Origin of the sequence: Asanoa ferruginea (assembly GCF_003387075.1) — a bacterium.
GTDB lineage: Bacteria > Actinomycetota > Actinomycetes > Mycobacteriales > Micromonosporaceae > Asanoa > Asanoa ferruginea.
This window is the reverse complement of record NZ_QUMQ01000001.1, coordinates 6,211,226-6,233,038: the sequence shown is the minus strand read 5'-3', so window position 1 is coordinate 6,233,038 and position 21,813 is coordinate 6,211,226. Positions and strand designations below refer to the sequence as shown.

Sequence of the window (21,813 nt, the reverse complement as noted above, 5' to 3'; positions counted from 1 at the left end):
GTCAGCTCATTCCTGCCGTCACCACGACCTCGACCCGGCGATCACGTTGCAAGCAAGGCTCGTTCCAGCTCCCGTCCGGACGCTTGTCTATGGTGCAGAAGGCGCCGGTCTCACCCTTCCCGCTGCTCGACACGTTCGTCACGCCGGCCCGCTTGAGCACGGCCGCCACGCTCGCGGCGCGGTTTTCGGAGAGCTTCTGGTTGAAGTCGGCGTCGTCGCGGATGTCGGTGTGCCCCACAACCTCGATCGTTCCGCCCGGCTGTGACGTGAGTTGCGCCGCCAGTTTGCGAAGCTCCTCCTCGCCATCCGGAAGCACGACGTAGGAGTTGGTCGCGAAGAGAACCTCTGCGGAGAGGTTGTGGATGATGTGCGGTGGCGCCGGCGGTGGACCGGGAGCCGCGGCGAATTGCACCACAGCGTCCGGCTGTCCGTCGGCGCCCGAGCCGGCGTGACGTGCCACCGGTTCGGTCCTGATATCGCACTCGGTGGCCCGGGCGGCCAAGCAAATCCGCTCCCAAAGTGTCCGCAGGAACGCGACGTGCGCCGTCTCCAGCGTCGGCTGCCCGTCCGCCGGCTGCCCGACACCGACCATCACAAGACGCTGGTCAACGAGGTGGACCGGCCAACCAGGACGGTCAGGGCAAACGGTGATGAGTTGCTCCATCCACGCCTGGTCGCCGGCATCTCCCGAGGCCAGGTTGAGGCATCCGGTGGTGCTGAGACCGTCGGTGGCCAGCACGACAGTGTGCTGGTTGCCATTGATCTTGGTGCCCTTCTCCGCGGCGACGCCGAGCGCGCCCAGTTGGTCAGAGTTGCGGGTGGCCGCAGGTGCTGCGGCTGCCGTGGAAACGGCGCGCGTCAGACAGGTGCGTATGTCGCGAAGTTCGATCTTCTGGTTGTTGGGGCGCTTCGCCTCTGGCTTGGTGCGGATGCGCTCGGCGGTCCACCGGACCGTCGACGCGGACCCATCGAACGAGCCCACCGTCACGGCGTCGCCACGGTCGATGGCGGCATCGATCTCATCGGTGAGGCCCGCCGCGTACCCCGGACCATCGCCGCCGCGGACCGACGCGGTGACGTCGATCAGCAGCACGGTCGTACCAGCGGTAACGGTGTCGCCGCTCTCGAGAGCACCGCAGTCGGTCGGGTCCTGCGAGCAGCCGGCGACCAGGCCCGCCAGGATAAGCAGCAGCGTCAGAACCCATCGACAAGAGATCATCGGGGCTGCTCTCCCGGCTCCAGGTCCATTAGCTTGTCGACGAAGGCGCTGTCCTCGATCTCCATCTGACGCCGGAACGCGGCGACGGCGCTCGCGTACATCTCAGCGAACTCGAACATGCCGAGCTGCTCGTGGTCTCGAGTGGCCTGGCGGAGAACGTCGACGAGCTCAACCGCCGATGCTCGGCGACGGTCGGCCAGCCGGCTGATCGCTACGGCGAACTCGGTGTCGGTGAGCTGGGCCGCGGTGAGGGTGATCGGGCTGACACCCAATTCGACGAGGACGTCGTGCCAGTGCTTGACGACCTCCTTCACCAAGTCGGCGCGCCGGCGGGCGAGCTCAGCCTCGGTGTCCAAATCGATCCGCCGGAGAGCGAACGGAGTCAGGTGGTCGCGGATTCGCTGGTCCGCAACCACCCGGACGGTTGGTGTGCAACGAATCTCGCCATGGACGCTCGTGTAGCACCAACTGGATAGCTGACGTCGCATCTCCTTCTCGGCCGCCGCCGCCTCGTGCGCGTCAAAGGTGCGCGCCACCCTCCAGACGCGTCGGCGGACGTCGTCGCCCGCGGTCGCCGCGAACTCGTCGGCCTGGCGAGTGAGCTCGTCGTAGCCCATCGCGCTCGTCGACCACTCCAGATCGGTGTGCACCTGGAACTCATAGACCTCATCGCGGGCCATGGCGGCGATCGGGGCGCCCGGTGTGGATGGACGATAGAAGACCATCTCGTTCGGCGGGGCGGCCCCGTGAGTCACGGGCCACGGTTCGGTCGGTGCCGGCGGCCGGCGTCGCGTGAACCAGCCTTTAAACCGTTTCCACCATGACCGTCGTCCGGGTTCCGCGGATGCGGAGTGCAACGTCATTTCGGGTCTCCTGGAGATTCGGGGGTGGCCGCGCCACCGGGCGGATCTGGCCATGGAAGGGCGAGCAGACGGCTGGCCGACTCCGACTCCCGCTTCCACCGCTTGAGGTAGAAGCGGCCCCGCGTCGCGAGTGGTCGGCGCAAGATCCGGGCGCCGAGGGAGACGACGACCTCCTGTAGCTCCTCGTCGGCATCCGCTGCCTGGAGCCAGGATCGAAGCGACTCCCACGCGCGCAACGCGGTCGTCGGATCGCTCAACGCGGCGCGCCACAGATCGTCGAGGAGACGCCCGTCGTCGGTGGACGCGAGGTCCGAGAGCAGGAGAGGCCACCCGTCCTTTGGCGGCCGGCCGGCGAGACGGGCGAGGAGAATGAGGGATCTGGCGGCGTGCACCCGAATCCGGTATGTCCGCTCGCCGTTCCAGGCGACCAGCGTCTTGCGGGTCTCGTCGGGCGCCACGGTATAGAGAAACTGCATAGCCACCGCGACCGACGCGCTGCCGTTGAGGTCGTCACGACCCGCGAGCATCCGCAGGTCGGCGAGGGTCTCGGTAACGAAAGCGGCGCCAAGTTGGGTGCCGTAACTACGTGCGGCCGAGTCATGCAGCTGCGCGTTGTCAACGCGGGCCCATTCACGGACACGACCGCGAACGGCGTCCAGCCACCGACCGTCGTAAGCCAGGATGTCGACAGCCCAAGCCGCCGCCTGCCGAACGGTGCCCTTGTCAGACCGAGCCCAGGGCCGTATCAGGATCCGCCATAGTTCGTCAAAGTCGTGCGTGGCCAACCAACCCGCGATATACGCGGCGCGCCGTCGAATTCCCGGCCTGCCGGACTGGACGAGCTGGTTCAGCCAGAACAGCAGCGGGACCCGGACGCCGTCGAAGTCATGCCATACGACGTCCAGGATGTCGAAGCTCATCCGTGAGTCGACGAACCTTGCCCTGCGCGGATGTTCCCCGGCGTCAACCCGGACGATCACGCTCTGGTCGGTGACCTTCAGCATCGCTTCGATGCCAGCGTCGAAGAGGACCCGGGTCGGGCTCTCGGCGCTGCGCTGGACCACCCACAAGATCTCCAACAGTTGCTGACCGACATCGAAGATGTCCGAGAGCGGGTGACCGTCGTAGGCGGCGTAGGCGATCTGGACCGCCTGCCGCCGGGGTGCGGCCTGCGGGTCCCTGACATCGTTGCTGACGTCCAGGCCTTTGACCAGCCGTGCGGCATGCTCTCGGACCCGCACCCGGATAGTGGCGAGCGCACGATCGAGATCGTCGTCGGTGCGGTCCCAGTCAGCCAGTGCCCGGGCCAGGTCAGCCGCCGACGCAGGTCGCGGGTCAGCTTCAAGCTGAAGCTGGACGGCAGACTTGGTCAGGCACTCGTCGACGAACGCCGGCCGGCACCTGGCATCGCATCGAGTGCAGCCGCCGACACATCGCGCACGCCTCTTCAGCTCCGCCAGCAGGTGCCTGCGGAAAACCTGCCCCGCCTCCGGTGCCTCGGTGTGTACCTCGTACGGGCTTAAGGCGGGATCGGGCGTGCCCGTTCGGTCGTCGAGGACGATCAGCCAGGCATCGGCCTCGCGGGCCATTCCTGCGAAAGTGGCCAGAATGGCGTTGCTGACGACGCCGGGGGCGCTGAGCTCCAGGACAGTGCCATGCCCTTTTAGCAACAGTCCTTGTTCGCCCGCCAGGGTGGACAGCGAGACATCACGTGCCGGCACCTCGATGCCGGCGACCTTGTCGCTGCCGACGACCCGGCCCAGCAGGATCTCCGCCAAACGGCGACGCCCGGTGCCGGCCGCACCACGCAGGTAAAGCATGCGGTTGCTCTCGAGCGCCGTCCGCAGGGTGGCGAAGTCGTTTGGGGCGACGAAGGTCAGCTCCGCCTCGTCGATCCACGCGGCATCGCGGTGGAACTTCAGTGCGGTGATCTGCCTGCCGCCGCGAAGGTTGAGCTGGATAGCGACCGCACGGTCGCCGATCGCCGCGCTGCCGCGGATCACCTGCGTGCGGTAGTCGTCCGGCTGGAGATCCGCGGTCTCCGACTCCTGGGACCAGCTCTGGTCAGTTCCGCTGGACGCGGTGGCCGACTGCTCCTGTTCATCCTTGCCGAAGTTGTCGAGGCTCTCCCGCAGCCCTCCGGAGTTGTCCGGCTGATCGCGCGCGTCAACGCTGGCGGTGCTCCCCCGTGGCCGTGGGACGCTGTCGACCGGCGCGGGAGGTTCGTGGTTGCCTTCTTCAGCTTCGGCGGGCGGGCTGCCGGCTTGAGCGGAGTCCGAGATCTCCGGCGGGGGCACCGGTGGCGGCGCAGCGTCGGACGGCTCGGCGTCAGGAACCGCTTCGGCCGGCATCAGGCCGGCCCGCCGCGTTCCACACTGAAGTGGGTGCCGTCGTCTCCGATGTGGATGTTGTGGGAGTCCTTGATGGAGGTGCGATATTTCGCGCTCTCGCGTGGAACGGCGCCGGACTTCGACGCCTTCGTCCTGCTTGGGGCTGCCGGGGATTCCGCCGCTGCGGATCGGGCCGCTGGCCGAGGCGACGGAGTCGCCTCGGTGACCACGGGTGGCTCGTGCCCCGGAACATAGAGCCAGCAGGAGACCATCCGGCCGCTGACCGTAGTCTCCACCCGGCGGAACATTCTGACCTCCAGACCGCGCCCGTTCGCTGGCACGGCGCGCTGGTATACGAGGTCCGACACGACTGCCACCACGGGAGCGCTCGGCACAGCCGCCAACGCCTCGTAAGCCACCGCCGAGTCACGGAGCCGTGCCGCCACAACGAGTGGGTCACCACCGCGCGGAACGCCGCCGCCGTCGACCACCACATCGCCGTGGTCAACGCCAAACCGCAAGCGGAGCCGATGGTCGACGCTCTTGTTGCGGTTGTAAGTGACCAAGCCGTCATGCACCAGACGGAGGAAATCGGCGAGCAGGCGGGCGGCGGGCACGGTCGCCGGCGCTAGTGTTACCTCACCGTCACCCCGGTTGCTCCGTGGCCAGTTCTCATTGGCCCCCAACTCCTGGATGGCCTCGGTGATCACCGCCTCAGCAGTCTGCCCGAGTTCGGCGTGCCGGGGGTATCCGCCGGGGCTGGAGTCGACGACGTCCGAGGACAGAACGGTGTGCGGTATAGGAAGCGTCTCGCTCATGTCAGCCACCCTTTGATCCAGAGACTGGTACCACTGTGAGTGAACTTGCGGGCCCAACGCGAATCGATCTACATCAGGTGATGCATGGTCTTCCGGCCCTTAGCGACCTGGCCCAGCGCGTCAACGTCGAGGATGACAATGGTTCTGTGGTGGGTCTCGACTATGCCCCGACCAGCCAAGTTGCGGAGCGTTCGGTGCACGGAGATCGTCGCCGCGCCGATCAACTGGCCGAGATCGCGTTGGGTGCGCTTGACGACCAACGGTGCGCCGACATCGTCGCTCTCCGTAACCGCGATTTGGCATAACGTCGCCGCGACTCTCGACTCCACGTCGTAGCCGCCTTCGAGTTGCCTGTTCTCCGCCGCCCTGAGCCGATCCGTCAGCGTCTGCGCCAGCGACCGGTAGGCCGTCGGGTGGTTCTCGAAGAAGCGACTGAACGCTTCTGAGGTGAGGCGGAGCGTGGCCACGGTGCCCAGCGCACGCCCCGAAGCAGAACGCGGTCGCTGGTCCATGAAGGCCATCTCGCCGACGAGGTCACCCCTTCCGCGAATCGCGAGGCGGGACTCCCGGCCCTCCAGGCCCGCGAACAAGATCTGCACGCGACCGTTGATCAGCACGAAGACGTCGCGGCCCCGGTCACCCTGCCGAACCAGGAAAGCGCCGTCGCGGAAGTCTTCGCGCCGGCCGAGTCCGATGAGGGTGTTGTACTCCGGCCGGGACAGCCGAGCGACGAACGACTTCGGCTGCCAGGACTGCTCACCATGATCCATCCGTTCCTCCCGGAGGTAGTGACCCTGCCGGTCCGGCACGCCAGTCGGACCCGCACGGATTCGCGCGAGAGCGTCACAGCGCGGCCGCGGCGACGAGCGCGCCGGCGCACGTGCCGAAGACGATCCCCAAACGGGTGTAGCGGTACTTGAGCACCGCGAGCCGGCTGAGCCAGCACAGTTCGGTGAGCAGGCTCGGCATCAGGTCGTCGGCGGTCCGCTCGATGTGCCGGCGAACATGGTCGGGGCCGCCGGCTCGGTACACATGGCCGAAGTACGCCACGTGTGACGGGTCGACGTCTCCGCCCGTTCGCGGGACGAGGGCCATCGCCAACGCGATCAGGGCGGCCACCGCAAAACCGAATCCGGCGACGCCGAGCCAGGCCGCCAGGTCGGCGAAAACCCGCGGTAGATCGTCCAGTGGCCAGGAGGCGATGACAGCGGTGGCGCCAGCACCTATCGCGGCAAGCCACTGTGCTGCCTTGGTGTCGGCACGACGAACCTCGTCGCGCGTCTCACTCAGCAGGCGTTCGGCGAGCCGGACAGCGGCCACCGGTGACAATTTCGGGGCGTCTTCGACGCCAGAGCAGTTGCCCATCGTCGCTCCGTCGGTTGTGAGGCATTGTCAGTCAATGCTCTGGACACTTTCGATCGACGACATCGCCAACTGCAACGCTCGCTATGTCGACATCGACACAGAACGCGCCAGCGACTCCAACAAATCAGGGCGAACAACAATGATCTGGCGACGCTGGGTCAGCACGATCTGACGGGACCGCAACACGCGCAACATCCTCGCGACCACCTCCCGGGACGTGCCGACGGACGCCGCGAGATCCTGCTGAGAAAGCGGCAGGTCGATGAGGACGCCGTCGTCGATCACCCGGCCATGCTTTCCGGCGAGCTCGTGGAGGAGCACGACGAGCCGGCTGTCTCCGTTGCTGGCGCCGAACTGCATCCTGCGCTCGTCTGCCTCGCGAACCGTTTTCGCCAGATGGCGCAGGAGCGCGACAGCCACGGCCCAGTTTGCCCGCATGCAGTCAGTGAGCCGGTCAGCGCTGACCACAGTTCCGCGGAGCGAGGTAAGCGCCGTTACGGTCGCGAGCCGCGGCCGAGCGTCGAGCACGGCGAGCTCTCCGACGACGTCGCCGGGTCCTCGAATCGCAAGTAATGCTTCCCAGCCGCGGCGGGACACAGCGGTGACTTTAACCCAACCGAATTCGATAATCACCACATGCCGCGAAGGATCACCCTGATGGAACAGGGCAGCTCCAGTGCGAAAGACACGGTCGGCCCCCGCCGCTCGGACACTGGCGTAGGCGGCGGAGTCGAGCTCGGCCAGAAACGACCCCGGCATTGGCTCGCCAAGGTCAACCGCGTCCTTCGGCATCGACAGCCCGCCCTCCGCCGACGTGGACCCTTCCGTAAACCGATACACCAATTCTGCGCGGCGAAAGCGGTTAGGTCATCAGGTAGACAGTCCGTCATCCGCGATGATTCATCGCGGGCAATGCCGATTTGATCTCTAAATCGCGTTCGTCGAGCGGGAGGCTCGGAGGAAAGGCCGGAGCCCGCGGTGGGCTCCGGCCTTGGCGTTGCTACGCGGTCGCGGTCGAGCAGGGCTTCGCGCGCCGGGGTTCGACGCGGTTGGCGAGTCGCCGCAGGATTGTCGCCGTGCTCCGGCGGAGCGGGTCACCCCGGCCCGAGCGGCGTGTGCGGTCGGGCACGACCGGGGCGTCCGGGCGAGCGGAGTAGACGTGGTCGCGGGTCGCGTTGACGGCCTGGACGAAGGCCACTGGATCGAGCATGACGTCGGTTCCCTTCAGGATTGTGCCGGACCGGTCGTCGCACGCACGACGAGCTGGGTCGGCAGCACGACCGTGCTGTCGGCCGGGTCGGCGGGTGGGTCGAGCAGCAGCCGGCCGGAGCGGCGGCCGCGTTCGGCTGCCGGCTGGCTGACGGTGGTGAGGCCCTCGGCCGCGGCCTCCGGGATGTCGTCGAAGCCGATGACCGAGACGTCGCGACCGGGTTGCAGGCCCCGGGCGCGCAGTGCGTCGATCACGCCGAGCGCGACGATGTCGCTGAGCGCCGCGATCGCGGTCGGGCGCGGCGCCCGGTCGAGCAGGTAGGCCGCGGCGGCCGCCCCGTCGGTGCGGCAGTTGCCGGGCACGTTGACGAAGGAGATGGTCGACCAGTCGACGCCGTCCTTCGCCAGCGCCTCCTGGTAGCCACGTAGGCGCTCGCGGCTGGTGTAGTAGGCGACGTCGGCCGGTGAGGCCAGCGTCGCCGGGCCGATCGCCGGGGCGACGTTGAAGTAGTCGCCTATCACCGCGATCCGCCGGTGGCCGAGCGCCATCAGGTGCTCGCCCGCCGCGCGGGTCGCGGCCGCCTCGTCGATTCCGACGAAGGCCGACAGTGGACCGTCGCCGGCCCGTCGTTGCCCGCTGACCAGCGGCAGGCCGCGGGCCTGGAGGGCGTCGAGCGCCGGGTGCCAGTCGGGCATGCAGTAGACGCAGAAGCCGTCGACCACCGCGTCGTTGACCGCCGCGACCGCGGCCGCCTCGTCGTCGACGGACAGCGGCAACAGCAGCAGCCCGGTGCGCGCCTGCTCGGCCGCCTCGGCGAGGCCCTGGAGGAACTGCACCGCGTAGGGGTCGGTGAACGCGTAGGACAGCGTCGCCGTGAACAGCATGCCGATCGCGCCGGCCCGGCGCTTGCGCAGCGACCGCGCGGCCGGGTCGGGTCCGGCGTAGCCGAGGGTCGCCGCGGCCGTGAGGATCCGGTCCCGCAGGTCCGCCGATAGCTGGTCGGGACGGCTGTAGGCGTTGGAGACGGTGCTGCGCGAGACCCCGACGGCGTCGGCCACGGTCTGCAACGTGGGTCGCACGGCGCACCTCCTCTGTATCGATGCAGAACCCTTCTGCATCGATACAGTACGCCGGACGCATAGATCGTCATACGGTGACGTGCGTCACTTCGGCGAAGAGGGGCCCCGGCGCACCGGGGCCCCTCCCCTTCAGACGGTGAACGTGTAGGAACCGGCCGCGAGTTGATAGACGGCCGCGCCGGACGCGTACCCCATCAGGACCGCCTGCGCCGGCGCGGTGACCGCCGCCGACGACGCTGCCGGCACCCGCACGGTGGCCGTGCTGTTGGCCGGGATCTCGACCCGCAGCGTCAGCACCCCGCCTGCGATCGACCAGTCCGACAGCGCGCGGCCGTAGGGCGTCTGAAGGTCCGAGCGCCCCGAGGTCAACCCGCCACCGGGCCGCGGTGCGATCACCAGGCGGTGGTAGCCCGGGTCACGCGGATCCGGCCCGACCCCGCCGACCGATCGGTAGAGGAAGTCGCCGACCGAGCCGAGTCCATAGTGGTTGAACGAGTTCATCCCGGGGTCCTGGAACGAGCCGTCCGTGCGGATACCGTCCCAGCGCTCCCAGACCGTCGTGCCCCCGCGGGCGCTCATGTAGCCCCAGCCGGGATAGTCGGGCTGCAACAGCACCTGGTAGGCGGTCGCGAGGTGCCCGTTGTCGGCCAGCACCGGCAGCAGGTTCTCCACGCCCAGGAAGCCGACGCTCAGGTGCCCGCTGCGCGACGCCACCTTGGCCGCCAGCTTGTCGGCCACCGCCTGCACCCGGTTGGCCGGCACGAGGCCGAAGGAGAGCGCGAGCACGTACCCCGTCTGGGTGTTGCCCGAGACCGTGCCGTCCGCGGCGACGAACCGCGACGTGAACGCGGCCGCGACCTGGTCCGCCAACGCACCGTAGGAGGCCGCCTCAGCGGAACGTCCGGTCGCCGCGGCGACCCGGGAGACCAGCCGCGCCGTGTAGCCGAAGTAGGCGGTCGAGATGAGGTCGTTGGCCGTGTTGTCGCCGACGTTGAGCCAGTCTCCGTAGGTCGACTGGTTGCGGATCAGGTCGGCGCCCGAGGTGGCCCGGGAATAGTCGACCCAGCGCCGCATCGCGTCGAAGTTCTCGTCGACGACGCGCACATCCCCATAACGCTGCCAGATGGTGTAGGGCACGATCACGCCCGCGTCGCCCCAACCAGCGGTGCCGGCTCCACAACAGACCGCCGGCGCGACGTCGGTGAACGCACCGTCGGCCCGCTGCGCGTCGGTCAGGTCGTCGGTGAACTTGTCGAGCAACCCGTGCACGTCCATGTTGAACGTCGAGGTGGCGACGAACGCGGCGATGTCACCGGTCCAGCCGAGCCGCTCGTCGCGCTGCGGGCAGTCGGTGGGAATGGTGAGCATGTTGGAACGCTGGCCCCACAGGACGTTGCGCTGCACCTGGTTGACCAACGCGTTGGAGGTGCTGAACGTGCCGCTCGCGGTGCCGTTGGTCCAGGCCGCGAGCCCGGTCACCGCAGCGGTCGTCGGGGTGCCCGGGAAGCCGGTCAACTCGACGTAGCGGTAACCGTGCACGGTGAACCGCGGCTCGTAGACCTCGTCGGCGCCGGTTCCGGCCAGCGTGAACCGGTCGGTGGCCCGCGCGGCGCGCAGGTTGGCGGTGTAGATGGTGCCGTCGGGGTTGAGCACCTCGGCGTGTCGCATCGTCACCGTCGTGCCGGCCGGCCCGCGCACCCGCAACCGGTTCCAGCCGGCGAAGTTCTGGCCCAGGTCGAACACCCAGACGCCCGGCTTGGGCTGCGCCACCGAGACGGCCGGCAGGGTGGCCTGCACGGCGACGCCGGGGTCGACGGCCGAGACGAGGTTGGGCTTCGTGCCACCGCGCACCGCGACGGCCGCCCAACCGGCGTCGTTGAAACCGGGCTGGTCCCAACCGGCCTGCGTGACTCGGGCGTCGTACTCCTCGCCGTGGTAGATGTCGTCGAACCGGATCGGGCTCGGCGCGGTCTTCCAGGTGCTGTCGGTGCGCACGGTCGCGGTCGTGCCGTCGGTGAAGCGCACCACCAGGTCGGCCGAATACCACGGTTGCGTGCCGTAGCGCTGGTTGCCGCCCATGCCGAGCGAGCCGGAGAACCAACCGTTGCCGAGGTAGGCGCCGATCGCGTTGTCGCCCTGCCGCACCTGCGCGGTGACGTCGAGGATGCGGTATTGCACGCGTCGGTTGTAGTCGGTCCATCCTGGAGCGAGCGCTTCCACACCGACCTTGGCGCCGTTGATCCGGGTCTCGTGCAGACCCAGCGCCGTGACCATCAGCCGCGCGCTGGCGACCGGCTTGGACAGATTGAAACCCTTCCGGAGGTACGGCGCACCGCGTACGACGGACACCTGGCTCCCCCACGGCCCGGCACCGTAGGTCGCGATCGCCCGCGCGGCGGGCCAGGCCGCGTCGTTGAATCCCGGGTTCTGCCAGCCGGCCGGCCCGGTCTGGCTGGCCTTCCACGCGCCGTCGGTGACGACCCGGGTGGTGGTGGAGCCGGTCACCTCGAGGGCCGCGATCGCGCCGGCCGGCGAGACGGTGGTGTTCTCGGTCGCCACGGCGATCGTGTTGGTGCCGGTCTGGAGCCGGGCGGTGACGTCGACGACGGCGGCGGTCTTCCACGAGTCGACCGCGCGCGGCGAGGTGCTCACCTGGGTGCCGTTGACCCAGACGTCGGCGGTGTCGTCGCCGGTGACGGTCAGCGTGCCGCGGGTGGTACCGGCCGGAAGGGTGAACGTGCGGCGCAGGTAGCGCGTGCCGATCGGTGCGCTCGCGCCCGGGTCGCCTTCGGGATACCAGACCCAGGTGGCGCCGGTGAGTGCCGGCACCGCCGCGCTGGCGCCGACGAACGCGGCCTGCCACCCCGTGGCGGGGTTGTATTGCCCCGTCTCGAACCAGCTCACCGGGCCCCACGCGCCCTGCCGGCCCTGGGTGTCCCAGACCCGGGCCCGCCACCAGTAGCGGGTCCGCGAGGCAAGTGCCGCGCCGCCGTACACGGCGTCGACCGAACGCCCGGAGACCACCCGCCCGCTGTCCCAGACATCGCCGGTGCCGGCCTGGGCCGCGCTCTCCGTGTTGGCGACGACGACCTGGTAGGCGCCCTGCAACAACTCGCTGCCGGTGGGCGCGCTGGCCTTCCAGCCGAACCGCGGTTTCGCGGCGTCGACGCCGAGCGGGGTGACCAGCCGCTCGGTGGTGGGCGCGGTGACCGCCAGCGGTGAGCCGGCGTTGATGTCGGGACCGGTCACGCCGCTGGCCCACGGTCCGGTGCCGTAGCCGGCGCTGACCTGGGCGGCGGGCCAGGACGCGTCGCTGGTGGTCGGCTCTGTCCAATCCGGACCCACGGTGTTGGCTGCCTTCCAGCCCGCGTCGGTGACCAGTTCGGTGGTGCCGCCGGCGGCGACCACCCGGAGCCGGCCGAGCACGCCAGCCGGGCCGGCGGCGGTGTTGCGGGCGGCGACCGCGAGCGTGTTGGAGCCGGACCGCAGCGCGCCGGCCAGGTCGACGTAGAGGGCCTGCCGCCAGGAGTCGATGACCTGGGCGGAGCTGGCCAGCGGGACGCCGTTGAGCCACACGTCGACGCTGTCGTCGCCGGTCACCACGAGCTGCGCATCACTGACCACACCGGACGGTGCGGTGAAGGTGCGGCGCAGGTAGCGGGTGCCGGCGGGAACGCTGTCGGCGGCGTTGCCCTCGGGATACCAGATCCAGTTGGCGCCGGCCAGGTTGACCGGCGCGGCATGAGCGGGAGCGGCCGGCGCGGCGACCAGCAGGGCGGCCACACAGGCCACTGTGGTCGCGGCACCAGCGAGACGGCGCGCGAAGGTAGTGCGTGACATGGATCCTCCAAGCGATCCGGGGACGGGCGGATCGGGGCGGCCGACTCCTGAAACGTTTCATTGACGGCCGTAAACGTCATAGTACGGATCGACCGAAGGCTGGGCAATGATGGTCGTCCATGTCCTGGTGGCGTTGGCCTGAGTCGGAATCTGGTCAACGCAGTGTCACCGCACGCGCGGAATGCGTTACGGTCCGCCATCTCAGCCCGGCCGCACGGGCCGGGAACCACACGGGGAGGATGCGAAATTGAGGGTTAAGCGAGTTCTTGCGGCGCTGGCGGCCGCGACCGTAATGACGACGGCCCTGGCTCAGCCGGCGTTCGCTGGCGGCCCGGGCGACCCACTACTCGGCGACGTCAACGGCGACGGCCGCACCGATCGCGCCACGCTGGTCGAGCTGCCCAACTTCGAATGCGGGGTCGACGTCGAGCTCGGCAAAGCAGGCGGCGGCTTCGACCCGGCGACCCGCTACTCCTGGCCGAATACGGGCCATTGGGCCTACTGCCCCGACATGGGAGTCATCTTCGACCTAGGCGGAGACGGCGATTCCGAACTGCTGCTGGCCTACTTCTGGGGCCGGCCGGACGGCGTCGACACCGATCTGATCCTGCTCGAAGACTTCACCCCGACCGGCGGGTTCGACGCGATCTGGATGCCTAGCTTCCTCGGCCTGGAGAACTTCAACGACGACGACCTAGTCGACGTGTACGAGTACACCGACCAGAGCGCCGCCGTCATCACGTGGCTCAACACCCCGTCCGGGCAGCTCGTCCGCGGGCCGGTCGAGGCGCACGGTATTTCGCTCAGCTACGACTTCGCCGACTTCGACCGCAACGGTTCCACCGACCTGGTCGCCGGCTTCGACGGTGACGCGTCCTCGACACCGCACACCGGCGTGGTCGTCACCCTCGACGACGGAGAACGGGTCGTGTTGCGCGACGACGACTACTACGAGGTCGACGCGCTCGACGCCAACAGCGACAGCAAGCAGGACGTCCGCGCCGAAAAGTGGAATTACCCGACGCCCGACGTCACCCATTTCATCGGTGACGGTCGCGGGCACTTCACCGAGGCGCCCAACGCCGTCGACGACACCGTCCAGGTCGCCTATCAGGAGCAGAAGACGATCAGCGTGCTGGTCAACGACGCGGCCACCAACGCGGCCACGCTCGAGATCGTCACGCCGCCCGCCTACGGCACGATCGTGCGTACCACCAACAAGGGTTTCATCTACCGCAACACGGTCAAGCACGACGACAGCTTCGTCTACCGCCTGACCGTCGACGGCAAGTCGGAAACCGCGACCGCCAACCTCCGGGTGCGGTAAGTCAGTCGCGGGCGGCTGCGCCCATGCGGTCGGTGTTCTCCTGCGCCGACCGCACGGCGCGGGCCGAGGTGGTGACGACGCCGAGGATCAGGTTTGCCAGGCCGATCGCGGCGATCACCGCCCAGCTCACGTGATAGGCGCGCATGAACGCCGGTGTCTGCGCCACCTCGGTCACCTGGCCGGCGATGATCGAGCCGATGATCGCCACGCCGAGGGCCTGACCGAGTTGCCGCATCGTCGAGGCGATGCCGGCCGCGACCCCGGCCTGCCGGTTGGGCATGCCGGAGACCGCGGTGTTGGTGATCGCCGCGTTGGTCCAGCCCAGACCGATCCCGATCAGCGCGTACATGATGAACAACCGCATGTAGGACGGGTCCGATCGCGGGATCACCGTGATCAACCCGGCGGCGAGGGTCGCGACGCCGCCGATGACCAGGGAGGGTCGCGGACCGTGCCGGGCCACGACCCGGCCGGATATCGGGCCGAACACCGCGATCAGCGCCGCCATCGGCAGGATCGCCAGGCCCGCGCCGAGCGGCGAGAAGTTCAGCACGTCCTGGAGGTAAAGGGTGTTGAGCAGCAGGAAGCCGCCCTGCGCGGTGAACGCCAGCAGCGCGATGGCGGTGGCGCCGCTGAACGGCGGTGATCGGAAGAAGCGCAGGTCGATCAGGGGTTGCGGATTGCGCAACTCCCACCACACCAGCAACGCGAACGACGCCACGGTGGTGGAGAAGGAACCGAGGATCTGTGGCGACATCCAGCCCTTCATCGGCACCTCGATGATGCCGTAGGTGAGCGACGCGACGCCGGCCACCAGCAGGACCTGGCCGACCGGGTCGAGGCGGTGCCGCGTCGTCGCCGCCGACTCGCGGATGAACATGCCGGCGAGGATGAACCCGGCGATTGCGATCGGCACGTTGATCAGGAAGATCGCCCGCCAGCTGAAGGCCTCCACCAGCACCCCGCCCAGCAGGGGCCCGACGGCGACGCTGACGCCGACCGTCCCGCCCCAGACGCCGATGGCCCGCGCCCTCGCCCGCGACTCGGTGAAGGTGTTGCTGATGATGGAGATCGCGACCGGGTTGAGCATGCTGCCGCCGATGGCTTGCAGCACCCGGAAGGCGATGAGCCAGCCGAGGTTGGGCGCCAGCGCGCAGAGCAGCGAGCCGAGAGCGAAGGTCACCAGTCCGATCTGGAACACCCGTCTTCGCCCGACGCGATCGGCGACCGACGCCGAAAGGATCAGGAACGAGGCGAGCACCAGGAGGTACGCGTCGAGCGTCCACTGGGCGCCTTGGAGCGTCGCGCCCAGGTCCTGCTGGATGGACGGCAGCGCGACGTTGAGCGCGCTGGTGTCCAGACCGACGATGAAGATGCTGCAACAGCAGATGGCCAGCACCAGCATCGCGCGCGCATGTGGCGCCCGCGCGGCATTGACCGCCGCGCCCCGCTCTGCGGTTGCCGCCATGGCGTCAGGCCGCCTCGGTCAGGGAATCAGGATTTCCGATTCCAGCCTATTGCGCCCGATCCGGCACCGTGGCGAGAGCTGGCGCGGCCCGGCCGCGGCCCGCCATACTGCCCGGAATCGATCCCGGGGGTGCCGATGCGCGGAAAGGGCGGCCTGTTGCGGGCCGCGCTCGCCTCCACGCTGCTCTCCGTGCTGCTCGCCGTCGCGGTCAACGTCGCCACCGGCGGCACGCTGCCCGCCCCGCTGGCCCCACTGGCCCCGTACGCCTGGGTGGTGGTCGCCCTGGCCGCCGCCGTCACCACGGTGATCGCGATCCGCGAAGGCGGCGCACCCGACGCTCCGTCACCTGTGGCCCGGCCCGCGCAGCTGCGTGCGGCGGCCGGCTACACCGGTCGTGCCGCCGACCTCGCCAAGCTGCGCCGGTTGGTCGAGGAGAAACACCCGGTCGTCGTGGTGACCGGCGCACCGGGCGTGGGCAAGTCGGCGCTCGCCGCACACGCGGCCCACGCGTTGCGCGGCGGCTATCCCGACGGTCAGCTCTTCGCGCCGCTCGGTGGCGGCAGCGGGCTCCTGGCCGACCCCGCGACGGTGCTCGCCGACCTGCTCGACGCACTCGACGCGCCAGTGGCCGGCCCGGCCGACGCCGAGCGGTTGGCCGCCCGCTACCGCAGCGTGCTCGCCGGGCGGCGGGTGCTGGTGCTGCTCGACGACGCCCGTGACGCGGCCCAGGTGCGCCCGCTGCTGCCCGGCACGCCCGGCTGTCTGGTGCTGGTCACCAGCCGGTCGGCACTGGCCGACCTGGCCGGCGCGGTCAGCCACGAGCTGGCGATGCTCGGCGACGACGACGCGCTCGCGCTGCTGCGCGCCGCCGGCGCCGGCGACCGGGTCGACGCGGAGCCGGCCGCCGCTCGCGAGGTGGTTGCCGCGTGCGGTGCGCTCCCCCTGGCCCTGCAGGTCGCCGGCGGCCGGCTGCGGGCGCGTCCGAACTGGACACTCGGTGACCTCGCGGCCCGGCTGCGCGACGAGCGGGCCCGGCTCGACGAGCTGACCGTCGGCGACCTCGGCGTCCGCGCCAGCTTCGCCACCGCCTACCGCGACCTGCCGGAGGAGCAGCGGGCGGCGTTCCGTACCCTCGGCGCTTTTCCTGGCCGTGACCTCGCCGCCGGCGCGGCCGCGGCGCTGACCGGCGGAGCGTCCATGATGGAGCCTCTGGTCGATGCCCGGCTGGTGGAGGCGCCCGCCGGCGGCCGCTACGGCCTGCACGACCTGATGCGGCTGTTCGCCCGCGAGCGGCTGGCCGAGACGCCCGACGCGGCCGCGCCGGCGCTGCGCCGGCTGGTCGACTGGTATGCCGGGATGCTCGCCGGCGCCGCGCTGCCGGATGCCGAGGCCGAGGCGGAGAACGTCGCGCTGACCGTGCGCCACCTGGTCGACCACGGCGCCCCGGCGGAAGCGGCCCGGCTGGCCGAGGCGGCCGACGAGAGCCTGCTGCAACGGGTCGAGCAACCACACTTCCTGACGATCAGCCGCGACCGGCTGCGGGCCGACGAGGCGATCGGCGACCCGGTCGCGATCGCCAAGGCGCGCACCCGGCTGGGCCAGGTCGAGAACGCTTTCGGGTACGTCGCCACCGGCGTCGACCTGCTCACCGACGCGCTCGAACGGTGGGCGGTGATCGGCGACCCGGACTGGCTGGCGCGCACCAGGCAGGGGCTGGGGATCGCGCTGCGCGACGCCGGTCAGCACGGCGCGGCGCTGGCCCTGCTGTCGGAGGCGCGCGCACATTTCGAGGCGGTCGGCGACCAGCGACGCGAGGTGCAGGTGCTCGGCGACCTCGGCTCGCTGATGCTCAGCCGGCATCAGCCGGGCGAGGCGGTCGCGCTGATGGAGCGGGCCCGCGCGCTGTCCGCGACCGCGCCGCTCCAGGTGCACGAGAAGGCCTGGGTGCTGTTGACCCTGGGCACCGCCTATGCCAATTCCGGGCGGGAGGTGGAGGCACTGCCGCTGATCGAGCAGGCCCGGGCCGACTTCCACCGCCCGGCGAACTGGAGCGGCGAAGGGTATGCGTTGACCGCGCTCGGCAATCTCGCCGACGCGGCCGGCGACTACGCGACCGCGGCGCGCTGGCATGCGGAGGCGATGGCCGCGTTCGCCCGGGTCGACCACCAGCCCGGCATGGGCCACGCCACGGAGGCGGCCGCGCACACCCAGGCGCACAGCGGAGACGCGTTGGCCGCCTCGGCGGCCTACGGACGGGCGGCGGAGATCTACGGCGCGCTCGGCAACCGGGCCAACCAGGGGCTCGACCTGCTGTGGCAGGCCGAGCAACTGATCGCGCTCGGCCGGCGCGCGGAGGCGGACGCCGCGGCCGAGCGGGCCGAGGCCCTGCTGGCCGGCAGCGACCTGCCGATCGCCGACCTGGTGCGGGCCCGGGTCCGGGCTCTCAGGGAGTAAGCGGCCGGGGCCTCACGGGCCGTGAGCGGGCCTGTGCCGCCCAAGCCGTGAGCGGGCCTGGGCCGCACAGGCCGTAAGCGGGCACAGGCCGCCCGGGCAAGAGCGGGCACGAGCCGCCCAGGCCGTAAGCGGGCACGAGCCGCCCAGGCCGTAAGCGGGCACGAGCCGCCCAGGCCGTAAGCGGGCACGAACCGCCCAAGCCATGAGCGGGCACGAACCGCCCAAGCCATGAGCGGGCACGAACCGCCCAAGCCGTAAGCGGGCACGAGCCGCCCAGGCCGTAAGCGGGCACAGGCCGCTCAGGGAGTGAGGCGCTCCGGCAGGCCCTGCAACGCCACCGTGCGTAGGAACCGCTCGACCGCCGCCGTGCCGACCGAGGTGAACGCTCCCGACGCGGCCGGCCATGGGCCGCCGTGCTGCATCGCGTCGACCACCGCGACCCCGGTCGGCACGCCGTTGTAGATGACGCGGCCGGCTCGGTCGACCAGCGCCGGCAACAGCGCGCGCACTGCGTCGTCGTCGCGCTCGTCGGCCAGCACCGTCGCCGTCAGGCTGCCCTCCAGCCGGCCGGCCAGACCACCGTAGCCGTCCACATCGGACCGGGCGATCACCACGGCCGGGCCGAAGTGCTCTTCGAGCAGCTCGCCGGCGAGGTCGGCGCCGGCGACGCGGACCGCGAACGGCGCGGCGCCGCCCTCAGACGGGTCCGGCGCGCCCTCGGCGGCCGGGGCGCGGTCGCGCCAGGCGGCGTGCGCGGCGGCCATCCCGGGCGTCAGCATGCGGTCGAACGCCGGGGTCCCGGCGACCTGCGCCGCCAGCCGGTCGGCGAACGCGGCGCCGGCCTCGGTGTCGGGCACGACGACCAGGCCGGGCTTGGTGCAGAGCTGCCCGGCCGAGCCGGTGACCGCGGCGGCGAGGGTGGCCGGCCAGCGCTCGTCGTCGAGCGCCGACGGGAAGACGAAGACGGGGTTGAGGGCGCCCATCTCGGCGTACACCGGGATCGGGTCGGGGCGCGCGGCCGCCGCGTCCATCAGCGCCCGGCCGCCGGCCGCGGACCCGGTGAAGCCGACCGCCCGGATCTGCGGCGCGCGGACCAGGTCAAGGGAGACGTCGGCGCCGCCGTAGATGACGGCGAACGCGGCGCCCAACGCTGGGGTGACCGCCTCGGCGATCAGGCGGGCCGTCTCGGGCTGGGCCGGGTGCGCCTTGGCGACCACCGGGCAGCCGGCGGCCAGGGCCGCCGCGGTGTCGCCGCCGAGCACGCCGAACGCGAGCGGGAAGTTGGAGGCGGCGAAGACCGCGACCGGCCCGATCGGCACCCGCACCGCGACGATGTCGCCGCCGCCGGGGGCGGCACCGGCGGAGCGGACCACCGGGCGGTCACGGCCGTCGGCCACGAAGTCGCCGAGCAACCGGAGTTGGCCGGTGGTGCGGGCCATCTCGCCCTCGAGCCGCTGTCGGGTCAGCCCCGTCTCGGCGGCCGCGGCCTCGATGATCGGGTCGGCGGCGCCGGCGAGCGCGTCGGCCGCGGCGTGCAGGACGTCGCGGCGGCGGGCGCCGGACCAGGTGGCGAGCTCGCCCGCGACGGCCGCGGCCGCGGCGGTGCTGCTCTCGACAACTCTGCTGCTCTCGACTGACACGAGGCCTCCGTAGTCTTCCGGGGTGACAGCCGCGACGCTACCCAAGACCAACCTGCATCTGCATCTCACGGGTGCGATGCGCCCGGCGACCCTGGCCGAGCTCGCGGCGCGCGGCGGCCTGCCGTTGCCGCCGCCGTTCACCGCTGACACGGTGCACGAGTGGCCGGCCTTCCAGCAGCGCTACGACCTGGCCCGCGCCGCGATCCGCGGGCCGGCCGACATCGAGCGGGTGGTGGTCGAGGCGGCGACCGACGACGCCGCGTGCGGCGCCGAGTGGATCGAGCTACAGATCGACCCGACGTCGTACGCCCCGGTGGCCGGCAGCCTGGCCGGTGCGGTCGAGGCGGCCCTGGCGGGTGCGGCCCGTGCACCGATCCCGGTCGGTCTGATCGTCGCGGCGAGTTGGGCGGCACCGCCGGAGCACGCCCTGCGGTTGGCGACGCTGGCCGCGTCGTACGCCGGTCGCGGTGTGGTGGGTTTCGGTCTGTCCAATGACGAGCGGCTGGGCCGGGTGGCCGACGTGGTCCCGGCCTGCCGGCTCGCCGCCGAGGCCGGGCTCAAGGTGGTGCCGCACGGTGGGTTCTACACACCGGCGTCGCACGTCGCCGACTGCGTCACGCTGCTCGGCGCACACCGGATCGGGCACGGCCTGGCCGCGATGCGTGACCCGGCGACCCGCGATCTGCTCGCCGCGCGCGGTGTCGCGCTGGAGATCTGCCCGACCTCCTATCCCCCGCTGGGCGTCGCGGCGATCGCGGACCTGCCGATCCGCGAGCTGCGCGCGGCGGGGGTGCTGGTCGCGCTCGGCACCGACGACCCGCTGCTGTTCGGCTCGGACCTGGCGAGCCAATACACGCTGGTCACTACCGACCCGGCGGAGCAGGCGGATCTGGCCCGGTGCGCGGTCATCGCGAGCGCCGCCCCGCCCGCCGTGCGGGACGAGTTGCTTACCGACATCACGGCGTGGGAGAAGGAGATTCCGGCATGATCGAGACGGCGGTGGCGCGGGCGAACGCGCTGACGGCACGGTGGGCGGCCACCGTGGGCGACGGCCACACCACGGCGTTGTCCGGTGCCGGGGTGTGGCCGCTGCTGGCCTACCTGGCCTGGGCCGCCGACGGCGCTGGTCGCGAGGAGTTGGCGGCCGCCGTCGGCATGGATCCGAAGGACGCCCAGGAGGCCGCGACCGGGCTGATCCGGTTGTTGCGGTCCGAACCAGGTCTGCGGGCGGCGGTCGGGCTGTGGGCGCGGTCTGATGTGCCGCTGCGCGACGAGTGGCGGCAGACCTTGCCCGCGGGGTCGGTCGGGGTGCTGGCCGTGGGCGCGCTTGACGCGTGGGTGCGCGAGCAGACCGGCGGCCTGCTGGACGGGATGGCGGCGCCCGTCGGAACGGAGACGCTGCTGGTGCTCGCGACGGCGCTGACGGTGCGCACCACCTGGAAGGAGCCGTTCGAGGACGGAACGCTCCCGGTGCGCACGGGTCCGTGGGCCGGGCAGTCGATGCACGCGTTGTGGCGGTCCGGCACCGACCTTGACCAGCTCGCGGTTTACGACACCGCGTCCGGCCCGATCTCCGTGCTGAGCGTCGAGGGCGACAACGGCATCGGAGTCGACCTGGTGCTGGGCACGCCCGAAGCGCCGGCGGGAGCGGTCCTCGCGGCCGGGGTCGCCATCGACAGCGACACGGCGCCGGCGGTGCTCGGATCCCAGTTCACCGAGGACCACACGGCGCCGGGCCTGACCCTGTCCGGGAGCTATCGCCGCGAGCGGCAACTGCACACCGGCGTGCCACGGTTCACTGTGCGGGGCGGACACGACCTGCTCGAGACGGCGGAGCTGTTCGGCCTACGCGCGGTCAGCGATGACCGCCGCGGGTGGTTCCCGGGTATCAGCGACTTCCCGCTCGCGGTCGCGGTGGCCCGCCAGGATGTGACCGCCGCGTTCACGGCGCTCGGCTTCGAGGCGGCCGCGGTGACCCACGTCAACATGGTCGGCGGTGCCGGGATCCCGCCGCACAAGCGCGACCTGCTCTTCACCATCGAGCGGCCGTTCGGGTTCGTGGCCCGGCACCGCGCCTCGGGCCTGGTGCTCGTCGCCGGCTGGGTGGCCGAGTTGGAGAAGTTCGTCATGCCCCGCCACCAGACGGTCCGCCTGCGCGTCGACGACTCCGGCAAGCTCGTGCTCGACGACGACTAGGCCC

At 70.9% G+C, this 21,813-nt stretch carries 16 protein-coding genes; 4 read left to right on the top strand and 12 right to left on the bottom strand.

Translation table 11 applies throughout. From position 1 onward, the window contains the following. Position 1 precedes the first annotated feature (1 nt). From DFJ67_RS29120 to DFJ67_RS44435, 10 genes are all read right to left on the bottom strand, one after another. Positions 2-1,219, bottom strand: coding sequence for an OmpA family protein (locus DFJ67_RS29120; protein ID WP_116070963.1), 1,218 nt, complete (start codon positions 1,217-1,219; stop codon positions 2-4). Further along, positions 1,216-2,082, bottom strand: a complete 867-nt coding sequence (locus tag DFJ67_RS29115) for a hypothetical protein (protein ID WP_170216039.1) — start codon at positions 2,080-2,082, stop codon at positions 1,216-1,218. Before DFJ67_RS29115 ends, DFJ67_RS29120 begins: the two co-directional genes overlap by 4 nt. Beyond that, complete coding sequence (locus DFJ67_RS29110) at positions 2,079-4,433, bottom strand: hypothetical protein (RefSeq protein WP_116070961.1); 2,355 nt, start codon at positions 4,431-4,433, stop codon at positions 2,079-2,081. Before DFJ67_RS29110 ends, DFJ67_RS29115 begins: the two co-directional genes overlap by 4 nt. Further along, positions 4,433-5,230, bottom strand: a complete 798-nt coding sequence (locus DFJ67_RS29105; RefSeq protein WP_116070960.1) for a hypothetical protein — start codon at positions 5,228-5,230, stop codon at positions 4,433-4,435. Before DFJ67_RS29105 ends, DFJ67_RS29110 begins: the two co-directional genes overlap by 1 nt. Before the next feature lie 68 nt (positions 5,231-5,298). Beyond that, positions 5,299-6,039, bottom strand: a complete 741-nt coding sequence (locus DFJ67_RS29100; RefSeq protein ID WP_116070959.1) for a Crp/Fnr family transcriptional regulator — start codon at positions 6,037-6,039, stop codon at positions 5,299-5,301. 34 nt (positions 6,040-6,073) lie between these two features. After that, on the bottom strand, positions 6,074-6,550 hold the full coding sequence (locus DFJ67_RS29095) for a Pycsar system effector family protein (protein ID WP_147315648.1): 477 nt from the start codon (positions 6,548-6,550) through the stop codon (positions 6,074-6,076). Between the two features lie 126 nt (positions 6,551-6,676). Continuing rightward, entirely contained in the window at positions 6,677-7,387 is a 711-nt protein-coding gene (locus tag DFJ67_RS29090; protein WP_239097493.1) for a Crp/Fnr family transcriptional regulator, read from the bottom strand. Between the two features lie 208 nt (positions 7,388-7,595). Beyond that, positions 7,596-7,805 (bottom strand): hypothetical protein, encoded by a 210-nt coding sequence (locus DFJ67_RS29085; protein ID WP_116070957.1) that lies wholly within the window; start codon positions 7,803-7,805, stop codon positions 7,596-7,598. A 14-nt stretch (positions 7,806-7,819) separates the two neighbouring features. Then, positions 7,820-8,884: a LacI family DNA-binding transcriptional regulator gene (locus DFJ67_RS29080; protein WP_203784144.1), complete on the bottom strand. Its 1,065-nt coding sequence runs from the start codon at positions 8,882-8,884 to the stop codon at positions 7,820-7,822. 129 nt (positions 8,885-9,013) lie between these two features. Then, a complete protein-coding gene (locus DFJ67_RS44435) occupies positions 9,014-12,724 on the bottom strand; it encodes an alpha-L-rhamnosidase (protein ID WP_116070955.1) in 3,711 nt (1,236 codons plus the stop codon). A gap of 292 nt (positions 12,725-13,016) precedes the next feature. On the opposite strand from DFJ67_RS44435, the gene DFJ67_RS29070 reads away from it, so the two are divergent. Continuing rightward, positions 13,017-14,051: an Ig-like domain-containing protein gene (locus tag DFJ67_RS29070; RefSeq protein WP_116070954.1), complete on the top strand. Its 1,035-nt coding sequence runs from the start codon at positions 13,017-13,019 to the stop codon at positions 14,049-14,051. Position 14,052: 1 nt separating this feature from the next. Here DFJ67_RS29070 and DFJ67_RS29065 read toward each other — a convergent pair whose 3' ends face one another. Beyond that, entirely contained in the window at positions 14,053-15,519 is a 1,467-nt protein-coding gene (locus DFJ67_RS29065; protein WP_116076755.1) for an MFS transporter, read from the bottom strand. A 135-nt stretch (positions 15,520-15,654) separates the two neighbouring features. On the opposite strand from DFJ67_RS29065, the gene DFJ67_RS29060 reads away from it, so the two are divergent. Beyond that, positions 15,655-17,973, top strand: a complete 2,319-nt coding sequence (locus tag DFJ67_RS29060; RefSeq protein ID WP_170216038.1) for a tetratricopeptide repeat protein — start codon at positions 15,655-15,657, stop codon at positions 17,971-17,973. A gap of 299 nt (positions 17,974-18,272) precedes the next feature. Here DFJ67_RS29060 and DFJ67_RS29055 read toward each other — a convergent pair whose 3' ends face one another. Beyond that, positions 18,273-19,613 (bottom strand): aldehyde dehydrogenase family protein, encoded by a 1,341-nt coding sequence (locus tag DFJ67_RS29055; protein WP_116070952.1) that lies wholly within the window; start codon positions 19,611-19,613, stop codon positions 18,273-18,275. 22 nt (positions 19,614-19,635) lie between these two features. On the opposite strand from DFJ67_RS29055, the gene DFJ67_RS29050 reads away from it, so the two are divergent. After that, the gene (locus DFJ67_RS29050) at positions 19,636-20,601 is read left to right on the top strand and encodes an adenosine deaminase family protein (protein ID WP_239097492.1); all 966 of its coding nucleotides are present in this window, start codon (positions 19,636-19,638) and stop codon (positions 20,599-20,601) included. Next, on the top strand, positions 20,598-21,809 hold the full coding sequence (locus tag DFJ67_RS29045; protein ID WP_116070951.1) for a serpin family protein: 1,212 nt from the start codon (positions 20,598-20,600) through the stop codon (positions 21,807-21,809). Before DFJ67_RS29050 ends, DFJ67_RS29045 begins: the two co-directional genes overlap by 4 nt. Positions 21,810-21,813 lie beyond the last annotated feature (4 nt).